General features: G+C 36.7%; 14 protein-coding genes. 6 read left to right on the forward strand and 8 right to left on the reverse strand.

Features of this window, described 5'->3' with window-relative positions; genetic code table 11:
• The first annotated feature begins 99 nt into the window (after positions 1–99).
• The gene (locus AABL52_RS22640; RefSeq protein ID WP_341518484.1) at positions 100–717 is read left to right on the forward strand and encodes a DNA-3-methyladenine glycosylase; all 618 of its coding nucleotides are present in this window, start codon (positions 100–102) and stop codon (positions 715–717) included.
• A gap of 82 nt (positions 718–799) precedes the next feature.
• Here AABL52_RS22640 and alsD read toward each other — a convergent pair whose 3' ends face one another.
• Together alsD and alsS are read right to left on the reverse strand one after the other, a co-directional pair.
• A complete protein-coding gene (gene alsD / locus AABL52_RS22645) occupies positions 800–1558 on the reverse strand; it encodes an alpha-acetolactate decarboxylase (RefSeq protein WP_341518485.1) in 759 nt (252 codons plus the stop codon).
• A 16-nt stretch (positions 1559–1574) separates the two neighbouring features.
• Complete coding sequence (gene alsS / locus AABL52_RS22650) at positions 1575–3263, reverse strand: acetolactate synthase AlsS (protein ID WP_341518486.1); 1689 nt, start codon at positions 3261–3263, stop codon at positions 1575–1577.
• A 399-nt stretch (positions 3264–3662) separates the two neighbouring features.
• On the opposite strand from alsS, the gene AABL52_RS22655 reads away from it, so the two are divergent.
• Positions 3663–4223 (forward strand): HAAS signaling domain-containing protein, encoded by a 561-nt coding sequence (locus AABL52_RS22655; protein ID WP_341518487.1) that lies wholly within the window; start codon positions 3663–3665, stop codon positions 4221–4223.
• A gap of 21 nt (positions 4224–4244) precedes the next feature.
• Entirely contained in the window at positions 4245–4841 is a 597-nt protein-coding gene (locus AABL52_RS22660; protein WP_340422940.1) for an NDxxF motif lipoprotein, read from the forward strand.
• Positions 4842–4882: 41 nt separating this feature from the next.
• Here the strand turns inward: AABL52_RS22660 and AABL52_RS22665 are convergent, their stop codons facing one another.
• Together AABL52_RS22665 and AABL52_RS22670 are read right to left on the reverse strand one after the other, a co-directional pair.
• Positions 4883–5239, reverse strand: a complete 357-nt coding sequence (locus AABL52_RS22665; RefSeq protein ID WP_097844551.1) for a YlbF/YmcA family competence regulator — start codon at positions 5237–5239, stop codon at positions 4883–4885.
• A gap of 142 nt (positions 5240–5381) precedes the next feature.
• On the reverse strand, positions 5382–6518 hold the full coding sequence (locus AABL52_RS22670; RefSeq protein WP_341518488.1) for a DUF445 domain-containing protein: 1137 nt from the start codon (positions 6516–6518) through the stop codon (positions 5382–5384).
• Positions 6519–6652: 134 nt separating this feature from the next.
• Between AABL52_RS22670 and AABL52_RS22675 the strand changes: the two genes are divergently transcribed.
• Both AABL52_RS22675 and AABL52_RS22680 read left to right on the forward strand, forming a co-directional pair.
• The gene (locus AABL52_RS22675) at positions 6653–7705 is read left to right on the forward strand and encodes a YheC/YheD family protein (RefSeq protein ID WP_000242718.1); all 1053 of its coding nucleotides are present in this window, start codon (positions 6653–6655) and stop codon (positions 7703–7705) included.
• A gap of 20 nt (positions 7706–7725) precedes the next feature.
• A complete protein-coding gene (locus tag AABL52_RS22680) occupies positions 7726–9186 on the forward strand; it encodes a YheC/YheD family protein (RefSeq protein ID WP_341518489.1) in 1461 nt (486 codons plus the stop codon).
• A 16-nt stretch (positions 9187–9202) separates the two neighbouring features.
• Here AABL52_RS22680 and AABL52_RS22685 read toward each other — a convergent pair whose 3' ends face one another.
• Complete coding sequence (locus tag AABL52_RS22685) at positions 9203–9448, reverse strand: hypothetical protein (protein ID WP_000510470.1); 246 nt, start codon at positions 9446–9448, stop codon at positions 9203–9205.
• Between the two features lie 396 nt (positions 9449–9844).
• Here AABL52_RS22685 and sasP point away from each other — a divergent pair, with 396 nt between their 5' ends.
• The gene (sasP, locus tag AABL52_RS22690; RefSeq protein WP_000013339.1) at positions 9845–10048 is read left to right on the forward strand and encodes a small acid-soluble spore protein, SasP family; all 204 of its coding nucleotides are present in this window, start codon (positions 9845–9847) and stop codon (positions 10046–10048) included.
• A gap of 51 nt (positions 10049–10099) precedes the next feature.
• On the opposite strand, the gene AABL52_RS22695 is transcribed toward sasP, so the two are convergent.
• From AABL52_RS22695 to AABL52_RS22705, 3 genes are read right to left on the reverse strand one after another with little or no spacing between them, the layout of a single operon-like run.
• A complete protein-coding gene (locus AABL52_RS22695) occupies positions 10100–10834 on the reverse strand; it encodes an amino acid ABC transporter ATP-binding protein (protein WP_000623592.1) in 735 nt (244 codons plus the stop codon).
• A 28-nt stretch (positions 10835–10862) separates the two neighbouring features.
• A complete protein-coding gene (locus AABL52_RS22700; RefSeq protein WP_033655982.1) occupies positions 10863–11561 on the reverse strand; it encodes an amino acid ABC transporter permease in 699 nt (232 codons plus the stop codon).
• Positions 11548–12345 (reverse strand): amino acid ABC transporter substrate-binding protein, encoded by a 798-nt coding sequence (locus AABL52_RS22705; RefSeq protein WP_000732853.1) that lies wholly within the window; start codon positions 12343–12345, stop codon positions 11548–11550. The genes AABL52_RS22700 and AABL52_RS22705 overlap by 14 nt, the downstream gene beginning before the upstream one ends.
• Positions 12346–12444: the final 99 nt, after the last annotated feature.

Consider the following 12444-nt stretch of genomic DNA (forward strand, 5'->3'; position numbering starts at 1 on the left):
ATAATTTATGAAATAAATGTAGCAAATAGAACGAGTTAGAATTACTACTGAAAATTTGGTTTACTATATACATATACACTTAGCAAAGGAGATAGTACAATGCAAGCACCACCTTCCTTTTATGAAGGCGATACGTTAGAAGTCGCAAAGAAATTACTCGGACAGAAACTTGTACATATTGTAGACGGAGTAAAACGAAGCGGAATCATTGTAGAAGTAGAAGCATATAAAGGTCCGGATGATAAAGCCGCACATAGTTACGGCGGGCGACGAACAGACCGCACAGAAGTCATGTTTGGCGCACCTGGACATGCTTATGTATATTTAATTTACGGTATGTATCATTGTTTTAACGTCATTACAGCGCCAGTTGGCACCCCGCAAGGTGTTCTCATTCGAGCCCTTGAGCCAGTAGATGGAATCGAAGAAATCAAACTAGCACGCTACAACAAAAGCGACATTACAAAAGCGCAGTATAAAAATTTAACGAACGGCCCTGGCAAACTATGCCGTGCCCTCGGAATTACGTTAGAAGAACGAGGCGTATCCTTACAAAGCGATACATTACATATTGAACTCGTCCCAGAAGAAGAACACATATCATCACGATATAAAATAACAGCAGGACCTCGCATTAATATCGACTATGCTGAAGAAGCTGTACATTATCCGTGGCGTTTTTATTATGAGGGGCATCCGTTTGTTTCAAAGAAATAAACGATATCAACGATTCGACAAGAAATATCTACTTACCGACAAATAAAAGAAGACTGTTCCACAATGGAACAGTCTTCTCCTTTTACTCCGCACCTTCCGCAGTCGCAATATTATCCTCTAAGTTTTCTCTTGATAATTCAGCCGCCATAAAATCAGCTGTTTCTGGAAGTGCTAAATGCATATGAGCTTTTTGGCAAATTTGGATCGTACAGTTTTCTACAACATAATCAAAAACATGTCCGCCTCCGCTTCTTGCATCGTCAATGTAATGTAAGTGGAAACCCGCTACACCAATACCTTGCGCGTAATCTGGTGTCCAAAATCCAGCAAGCGTACCTTCTGTATGTTTAAATGAAAAAATCGGCTGAGATTTCGTCACTTCAACAAGTGGTGTATACGGTTTTTCTTGTCTTGGAACAGTTCTCGTTCTTACTTCACGGAATGTACCGTCCATTCGAATAGCGTAAAATAAATTTTTACTTGGCATTAATTCATGTAATAAAGCTTCCACTTCTTCACGATTCATCGGACGCTCTACCGTATAACTCATTTCTTTTTCAAAAAACGTTACAGTCGCAAACGGTGTTGTTTCTTCCGGTTCTACTTTTTCTGCTGAACCGTCTGAACGTAAATGATAAAATTCATTATCAAACGCAATCATTTCACCATCTAATTGATCAAATGTGCCGATGCCGAAATCACCACGTTCTTTCAATTCCTCAAAGCTAATTACACCATCATATATACCATCTAATAGCGCAAGCATTGTAGATGTTTGATATACTTCATTACTCGTTTTCGTTCTTTTTGCATCAATATCAATGAATTGCGCAACAGTCATCTCAAATCTGCCTCCATTAGTTTAATTGGTTTGGTAATAATTTTTCGCTTAATTTAATGTTGTCACGGTAGTCAATTGGAACATCAATAATGACAGGACCGTCTGCTGCTAGTGCTTCTTTTAATACACCTTCTAATTCATCAGGCGTGTTAACGCGAAGACCTTTCGCACCGAAGCTTTCTGCATATTTCACAATATCAACATCGCCGAACTCTGTAGCTGATGTTCTACCGTATTTCATCATTTGTTGAAACGCAACCATATCATACGTACCGTCTCTCCATACAAGATGTACGATCGGAGCATTTAAACGTACCGCTGTTTCTAACTCCATCGCTGAGAATAAGAAACCACCGTCACCTGATACGGAAACTACTTTTTTACCTGGTTCTACTAAAGTAGCAGCGATTGCCCAAGGAAGTGCAACACCTAACGTTTGCATACCGTTACTAAATAATAATCTACGTGGTTCATAAGAACGGAAACATCTTGCCATCCAAATGTAATGGGAACCGATGTCGCATGTAACAGTTGTATCGTCATCAATTAAAGAACGCAGTGTACGAATCACTTGAAGCGGATGCGTAACACCTTCTGACGCACGGTTTGGAACTTCTGCTTGTTCTGATAATTTCGCGCGTAATCGTTCTAATACTGCTTCTGATTTCGTACTTAACACAAGTTTCGGTAATTTTTCTGCGATGCTATTTACTGTTAAGGCAATATCACCAATTAATTCACGCTCTGGTTGATAATCATGGTCGATATCCGCTTGATGATCATCAAGATGAATAATCGTTCTGTCTCCAAGTTTATTCCAGAATTTCGGATCGTACTCAATTGGGTCATAACCGATCGAAATAACAAGGTCTGCTTCTTCTAGTAAAATATCACCTGGTTGGTTACGGAATAATCCAACGCGACCGAAGAAATGATCTTCTAACTCACGCGAAATGGCACCAGCTGCTTGATATGTTTCAACGACAGGAAGTTCTGTATCCGCAATTAATTCACGAACAGCTTTCGTCACTTCATTTGTGCTCGCTCTCATACCGAGTAAAATAACCGGTAATTTCGCTGCTTTTATTTTTTCTACTACATATGTAATTTCATGTGTGGGAGCGATTCCAAGCTGTGGCTTAGAAAGCGCACCGATAGACTCTACAGTCGTTTCCGCAGTCATAACGTCTTGCGGAAGACTTACTAAAGTAGCCCCTGGATTTGTGGAAGTCGCACTTCTAAATGCATTACTAAGTGCTTCTGGCACATTATCAGGATGCTCTACTTCTACGCTATATTTTGTGATTGGTTCGAATAGTGCAGCATTATCCATAGATTGATGCGTACGTTTTAATCGATCTGTACGTGGAACTGCACCAGCTAAAGCAACAACGGGATCACTCTCCGCATTCGCAGTAACAAGACCTGTCGCTAAATTTGATGTCCCTGGTCCTGAAGTTACAAGACACACACCCGGTTTCCCTGTTAATCTACCAATAGCAGCTGCCATAAATGCTGCGTTTTGTTCATGACGACAAACAATTAACTCTGGTCCTCTTTCTTGCAGTACATCAAATACAGAGTCTATCTTCGCTCCTGGAATACCGAAAACATGTGTCACACCTTGTTTAATTAAACAATCAACAACAAGATCTGCTCCTTTTGTTTTTGTCTTCACGTCGTTTGCTTTTACACCTGTACTCAAACTAATCATCCCTTTATTTCATAATGTGTGTAATAAAGATTTTTAATTTCACCTAGTTAATTAACGTGGTGAAGTATTATTTATCATTATAGTACAAATACATTATTTTTCCAATGATATGAATTTGACAGTTTTTTGACAAGCGATAAGGAATGCGCTTACAACCCTTTACTTATCCTAAAATAATATTTTTATAACTTCTCTAAAATGTAAGAGAAACTTCCATCTCGTTATAGTATTAAAATCTTAACAGTACCTTGCAAAGAACACTAGTAAATGATATATTTGTAAATATTGGAATACCCATTAATTGGAACACTTTTCACCACTCATATCCCCCTTTTCAAAAGATAAGATTCTCAGCTGTAATTCATCATTCTATAAAGGAAAGTGATTGTTATGAACAAAAGTGAATTTTTGGAACAACTTAGTTCCTCCCTGCAGAATATACCTAATGTAGAAAAGAAAGATATTATTTCGGAGTATGAAACCCATTTTATCAGTGGTAAACAAGATGGGAAATCTGATGAAGAAATTGCTAGAAAACTAGGAAACCCTAAAACAATCGCGAAAGAACTTACTGTTTCCTATGCAATAAGCAATGCTGACAATAAACGAAGCTTTAAAAATATGATAACCGCACTATTTTCCGTTATGAGTTTAAGTATTTTAAACTTTACCTTTATCATTATCGCCTTTTTCGTACTACTCTTTTTATTACCGATTCTTCTAGCACTTATCATTGCTACTCCATTATTAATCATTTCACCTATTTTATTAATAGGATTAGGATTTTTCAAAGGATTTCATCAAATTAGTTATTCCGATGTTTACAATGTGTTTATCGCTTTTTGCAGCGGTTTACTCATATCCGTCATATGTTATCAAATGGTCAAACATCTATACGCAACTTTAGTAAAGTATTTGAAATGGAATATAGCTATTTTACAAAGACACTAATGAATAAAAAAGGAGATTAAAATGAAGAAATATACTTTATATTCACTCATACTACTTACTCTTTTATTTCTAGCAGCTTGTTCAAACAGTGCAGAACCTAAGGAAGAAAACGATGTACAATCTATTAAAGATGTTACGATTAAAATTCCTGAAACTATATTCACTTCCTCCAAAAAGAATGAAACGATTAACGAAGATGAAATGAAACAAAATATAAAAACGTATTTAGATTATAGCGGAGAGTTATACGAAAACATCGTCCCACTTTCGTCAGCCATGTCTGACGAGAAGGTTACTGAATCCGACCGAGAGAAATTAAAACAACTAATAGATTTAGCAAAACAAAATGATGCGAATTTCCATAATTTTATTAGTAACAATACGATCCCCAATGATTACAAACAGCCTTCAAAGGAAATTCATGATTACATTTCAGCGTCTACGGCACTTTCAGTAGAACTAGAGCAAGAATTAGACAAACTCACTCAAGATGGTAACTTATTCAAAACTGACTTTTCTTTTACAAAACGATTTGAAAAAGTTAATGGTAGGAAGCAAAAAGAAATTGAAACATTTTTGAAGGAAAAGAATATTAAAACGGAGTATTTCCACAAATAAGAAACAAAAAAGACGCCCCTATACTAGGGCGTCTTCCTTCATTACGCTTGTTGTTGCGCGTTATATAAATCTTCAAGTGGCTTCATGATAATTTTGTTAACGTCAGTGATAACGATGTTTAGGCGTTGTTCAGTTTCCATTAACTTTGTGATTTTAGCATCTTGTTGAATGCGAGCTACAACTTCTTGTGCTTTTTGGTTATCTTCTTCAGTGATTTCTTGACCTTGCATCATTTTTTGTTGTAGGCCAAGTTGCATTGTACGGAACTCATCGAATAAGTTCTTTGAAGCTGTATCAGCTTGAACTGCTGCGTAGCTTGCTTTTAATGTTTGGAAATCTTCGTTTTCAGCGATTGCTTTTTGTAATTCATATGCAACATCATGAATGTTTTTTGTCATTTTGTTTTTCCTCCTTTAGAAGGCTAGCGCTTTTCGCTCACACTGCCTTTTCAGTGCATTTACATACGCACCTCTTCTTACCATATCAAACTATGCAAGAGATGTGAAGAAATTTCACTTTTATTTCTATGTACTTATCTTATCATTTAAGAAACAACAGTAATAATCCTTGCACGAGTCCAATCATCCCGCCTAATAAGGCACCTAAATACGTAATCATTTTTAGTTCATTTTTTGTAATGGATAGAACTAAATCTTCTAGTCTCTCTGTTGAAAATGTGGATACTTCTTGCTGTACAATTTCCGCAAGATGGAGATTATTTAATATACTCGCTACGTTTTCTGTTCCCCACTTCAAGCCTTTCGTTACTGCACTTGGGACTACCTTTTCCATAATTGTTTCTCGAACTGGCTCACATACTTGCTGCACAGATTGGTTTAAAAACTTGCTTACTGTTTCCTCCACTTTAACTGCTGACAATATGGAGCTTACAATCATTTCTTTCTCTACAAACGTTTCTATTTCTTTTACATCTCTTCCTTTTAACTTCTCCCACTCTTTTTGCAGTACATCAGTTAAAAGCTGTTTTGTGCCCTCTTGCCCTAGGAACTTAATAACTTCTGGCTGCACACGATCCACTACACTTACATTCCCTAAAAACATTCCGACTAAGTTAAGCAGCGTTCCCCTAGAAGCAAAGAAATCATCAATCATTTTTGAAAGACGTGCTTTCCCTTCTTCACTTTCAAAAAAACTAATTCCTCGCTCTAAAATAAACGCTGAGACATTTGGGATTGTATTCTCTATTTTTTCATGAACAGAATGAGGTAAAGCCTGTTCCCATGTATATGTATAGTACTCCGCTAAAAATGCCTGAATCTTTTCTGTAATCACATGCTCGATTTTCTCGGTTGCTTCTTTTTCTACATGCGCTACGTTCCATTTTTCTAACATTTGTCGCAGTGATTGTTCATTCGTCATTACTTTATCCACTTCTACTTGTGCCCGGTGGATTAACCCTTTTTGAAACTCTTCATTTGTTAGCTTCTTTCCGATTCCTTCTGGCGTTAACAAATGCTCGACAACCATTTTTCCTAATTGAACAGCAAGCTCATCACGGCGCTTCGGAATTAATCCTGGTGTAAATGGAACTTGAAACTTCCCAATATAAATAGGGCGATGAGGACGAAATAACATTTTTATTGCTAAATGATTTGTGAATCCCCCAATAACTGCTCCGAGCCCTGTCGTCGTTAACATACTTAACCATATATTCATTACAATCAACCTTTCGCTTCTCCAAAACTATAGCATATCATCATACGGACAAAAGTATAATGGTATAAAAACGTATTTGCAATATATAGCTTCGCCTATTGTGCCAACATTTTGTTAGTAAAGGAGTGATTTCGTTGGTTCTCGGTATTTTAACTTCTCACCCTCATTATGAGCAAACGTATTACACCGAAATCGCTAAACGCGCTCGGCTTTATCATAATGTCGTTGCCCAGTTTACGCCATTTGGTATTGATCCTAAAACAGATCTTGTCTCTGGTCTGATTTATGATACAGATACAGGAAAATGGAAAGAGCAAACATTCCCTATTCCTTCTTATATATACGATCGTTCTTCTTTTAACGAGGAAACAGACTTCGAAAAAGCAAAGTCAATTATTCACTCATTACACAACCGTCCTACCACTACCTTTTTAAATAACACACTTATTGACTTAAGCGAACTACATGATGTATTTCTCACGAATAAAAAATTATCTCCTTATATACCAAAATTTGAAATAGCAACGATACAAAACATCTTCAAACTGTTATTAAAAACAAAAGATATTATTATACGTCCTACTCATACACATTCCAATGAAAGTCTGTACCGGATTGCTTACAAAAATAAAACATTTCATATCGATACGATAAATGACGCCTATCATACTTCCGCTCAAATCAAACGGACAGATGAATTTATATCTTGGTACAAATCTAATATACGGTCAGCACGTTACATCACCCATACCATGCTGCAGCCACCAAATCAATTAACATACCCACTCCATATTCGAACCATTTTGCAAAAGAATAAAGAACAAAAGTGGAATGCTATCGGCCAATTTATACAAAAAAGCTCATTTCCAAATCAACTTTTACTTTCGGTAACGGATGATTCCTCGCTGCATTCATTTTCAAAAGTTAAATACGTATTATCTAGTACCGGTGTACAATTATTACAGGACGCTTTACACGATATTATAAATGAAGTGTTCCAAACATTAGATCAATCTTATTCTTCGTTATTCGAGTTAGAGCTTTCCACCATTATGGATCAAAAGGGGGCCATTTGGCTTATGTATGTCAACACGATTCCCCCGTACGAACATTACATTCGTCACAGTGATTCATTAGCCGAAAAAATATATCACGGACCACTAAAATTTAGTCGCTTCACACCATAATGAAAGGGGGTAAACCCATATTGAAAGAGCACATATATACGTTAAACATTTCAGATGAGCATCCAAACAGTATTACTTTACCTTATATTTTTTCCATTACACCACCCATTTCATCCCTTTCCTTCGGCGTACGCCATGTTACAAGTGAAGAAGTAGAAATTCATTATTCCTTTACTCGCGAAATCATTATCGGACAACAAATTGCAGAGAAGCTTTTGCTTCCTCATTCCACTACCATTCATGCATTCACGCAAAATGAAACCATTATTTTCGGACCATTAATCGGGATTTTCACAACTGGTTTTAACGATGACTCTTCTAACCCTTTAGGAAACCGATCAACTTCTCTTGGCGAGTTACTAACGCCGCCATTCACTTTGCGGCCATTTGTATTCGTTTTTGGTGTGCAACATATAGACTGGGAAGATGAAACGATTGAAGGATATTTCTTTCAAGAGGAAAAGTGGATAAAGCAAAAAGTTCCTTTACCGAATGTCATTTACGATCGATTACCAAATCGGAAGGCCGAAAATTATAAACCGATCGTAAGAGCAAAAAGAAAATTAGAACATGACTATGCTATTCCATGGTTTAATCCAGGATTTTTTAATAAATGGGAAGTGCACCAACTTCTTATGAAAGATGAATCCATTATGCCGTTATTACCAAACACAGAAACATTTCAGCACTTCGAGCAAGTTGAACGATTTCTCGGAACGTATAAATCGATTTACATGAAACCGATTCACGGCAGCTTCGGTAGAAATATTCATCAACTATTTTATTCTCAAGCAGAGAATTGCTACTACTGTCGTTATCGCGAAAATGAAGAAAACAAACTAAGAAAGTACCAATCATTAGAAACGCTTCTAAACCATGTGTTAAAAGGACATGATTTAAAAAAGTTTATCGTACAACAAGGTATTCCATTACTTCGCTTCGATGGGCAACCTGTTGATTTCCGCATTCATACAAATAAAAATCATTTCGGCCAATGGATGGTCAGTGCAATCGTTGCAAAAATTGCTGGCAAAGGTAGCTTAACAACGCATGTAAATAGCGGTGGCGATACAAAATTACTACAAGAACTTTTTCCTGATTCAACAAAACAAGTTCAAATTGAAAATAAATTAAAACAAACTGCCTTACAAATCAGTTACGCGCTCGATGAACAAGTAACCGGAAATATTGGAGAAATTGGTTTTGATATCGGTTTAGACACGCAGGAAAACCCGTGGCTCTTTGAAGCAAACTCTAAACCTGGGCGAACTGTATTCCAAGATGAAAAGTTAAAAGAGCAAAGTGAACTAACGCGCCAATTATTTTACGAATATGCCATCTACTTAACTGAACATTCTTTGCGCGATGCAAAAGAAAAAATGTCTCAAATAAAATCAGGAGCTTCCTCAAACACCGAGAATATCCCGTCCCCTATGATTCACTCACAAATACGAAAACAAAAACTTCCACCTCATTCATAAGGTGGAAGTTTTCTATTTACACAAGTTTTACTACAACCTCTGTTTCCACATTACATACTCCGCAATAAAAAATATGATTGCAGTATTCATTTGAACTATTATGTGTTAAACCATCTACTGCACTTAATAATTCTTGGTCCATATACGCACTATAATCGTCTATGTAATCTACAGCCTTCCCATAATCTTGGAGTATACTTTGGCAATTTTGACAAGAATATGTTTGTGATTCTAATGCATTGCAAAGCGGGCAAATTCCCATCACGATTCCTCCATACGTTATCATTTACAAGCTGATTGAAGAGAGCATCTAGCCGTGCATAGGAGCATTTTGATCCGCCCCTATTCAAAATAGAACTATAAAGTTAATGATTTTCCCCCGAGTAGCGGGATACAAAAAACATATTTCAAATCGCTCTTAGTTTAGCCTTCTTTCTAAAAAATACAACGATAACTCTTATTTCATACTTTACGAAATCACTAATATTTTTTACAAAATTTACAAATTATTATTTCGTATATCTTTCTAGGTAACATCCATACTATGAGTACAAACTTAATTACCGATGGATTAGCGCCAAACGGGGCGACAATCTGGTTCAATTCCAGCTAGTCCAACCAAAAAAAATTTTTATAACTCTAAGGAGGATATATTCCTATGGCAAACCAAAATTCTTCAAATCAATTAGTAGTACCAGGAGCAACAGCAGCAATCGACCAAATGAAGTACGAAATCGCTCAAGAATTTGGTGTACAATTAGGAGCAGATTCTACGGCTCGTGCTAACGGTTCTGTTGGTGGAGAAATTACAAAACGTCTAGTTGCAATGGCTGAGCAAAGCCTTGGCGGATTCCAAAAATAAATATATATGGCAAAAAGGTCTCAAGGCATATGCCTTGAGACCTTCCTTCATTTATTGCAACATTTGTAAAAACTTCTTCGTACGTTCTTCTTTTGGATTTGTAAATACTTCTTCTGGTGTACCTTGTTCGACAACGACACCGCCATCCATGAAAATAACACGATTCGCAATTTGATGTGCAAAACGCATTTCATGCGTTACAATCACCATCGTCATGCCCTCTTTCGCAAGTTCTTTCATTACTTTCAGAACTTCTTGAACGAGTTCAGGATCAAGCGCTGACGTTGGCTCATCAAATAGTAACACTTCCGGCTCCATCGCAAGCGCGCGAGCAATTCCAACGCGCTGTTGTTGTCCGCCTGATAATTGGAATGGATATAAGTCTACTTTATCCGCAAGACCAACTTTTTCAAGGAAATAGTTTGCTTTTTTCTTCGCATCTTCTTTCCCCATCTTTTTCACTGTAACAAGCCCTTCCATAACATTTTGAAGTGCTGTTAAATGCGGGAATAGGTTATGGTGCTGGAATACCATACCTGTTTGCGTACGAAGGTTAACAATATCTTTCTTCGATACTTTTTGAGAGAAGTCGAGCTCTTTATTACCGATTCGAATATTACCAGCGTTCGGCGTTTCTAACACGTTGAGACAACGCAGGAATGTCGTTTTACCAGATCCAGATGGCCCGATAATAACAACAACTTCCCCCTTCTCAACTGATAAATCTATATGCTTTAGTACGGTATTATCTCCGAAACTTTTTTGTAAATGTTGAATTGAAATCATAAAAACAAAAACTCCTTTTATGAAAGGGTTATTTTAGAGTGTAACGTTCTGAACGTTTTTCTAATATTTGTTGCACAATAGATAATAAGAAGCAAATTACCCAATAAATAAGACCTGCTTCGAAATAAACAATTAAAAACTCGTAGTTCATTGCCGCAATTTCCTGCGCTTTTCGGAACATTTCTGTTACTAAAATTAACGATGCTAATGAAGTATCCTTCACTAAACTAATAAATGTATTCGAAAGCGGCGGGATAGATACGCGCGTCGCTTGCGGTAAAATAACACGTTTTAGCGCTTGCGGATACGTCATCCCAATTGTGTAAGCTGCTTCCCACTGCCCTTTCGGAATGGAAAGGATAGAAGCACGAATAATTTCAGATGCATACGCACCGACATTTAATGAGAATCCAATAACTGCTGCTGTATATGGCTCAACTTCAATATTAAGAGTTGGAAGACCATAGAAAATAATAAATAACTGTACAAGAAGTGGCGTTCCGCGAATGATAGATACATAGATACGAGCAATCCATTGTAAAATACGACTACCTGAAATACGTGCAAGCGCCGTTAACGTCGCAAGTATAATCCCGATAATAAATGTAATAAGCGTTAATGGAATTGTCGTAAACACAGCTTCCTTCAGCATAGGCATGAAGGAAGACTGCATAATATCTATCCAAGTAGACAATCGATCTGAAACCAACGCACTACTTAGATACATTTTCACCGAACCATTTTTTCGCTATTTTATCGTACGTACCGTCTTTTTTCATATCTTCTAACGCTTTATTTACTTCTTGTACTAGCTTGTCGCTACCTTTACGGAATAAGAATCCACTTTGTGACGCTTCTTTTTCTGTATCTACAATTTTAATTTTTGCATCTTTTTTCGTTTCTAAGTAGTTTAACACTGATAATTTATCATTAATTGTGAAATCAACGCGGCCAGTGTTTAATAATTCTGCTGCTTGGCTAAAGCCTTCTACATTCGTAATTTCTGCGCCATTTTTCTTAGCAATATCCGCATAGTTACTTGTTAAAGATTGTGCTGCTTTTAATCCTTTTACATCAGCAAATGTAGCAGGTTTATCTTTATCTTTTGCAATAACTAATACCGCTGAAGATGAAACGTATGGGCTAGAGAAATCATATTTCTTTTGACGATCTTCACGAATACCAACTTCATTCGCAACCATGTCGAAACGTTTTGCATCTAGGCCAGCAAGTAAGCTATCCCATTGTGTTTCTTTAAATACAGGTTTTACCCCTAAACGTTTTGAAACTTCTTCTGCTAATTCAACATCAAATCCAGTTAATTTATTGCTTGAATCGTGGAATGTGAACGGTGGATATGTACCTTCTGTTCCAATTACAAGTTCACCACTTTGTTTTATCTTTTGTAACGCATCTTGACTAGCTGTATCTTTTTTCTCTTCTTTACCGCAGCCGGCTACAATCCCGATCGCTAATGTAGTTACTGCAAGTACTGAAAATAATTTTTTCATGATGGTAATCCTCCAAGTATTCTGATAGGAATTTAAAAACTATATTGATTGTATGCAATCTTGAACAATTTTTCAATGAAAATGTTCTTATTTAGTTTA

It is taken from the genome of Bacillus paramobilis (assembly GCF_038096195.1).
Classification (GTDB): Bacteria; Bacillota; Bacilli; order Bacillales; family Bacillaceae_G; genus Bacillus_A; species Bacillus_A mobilis.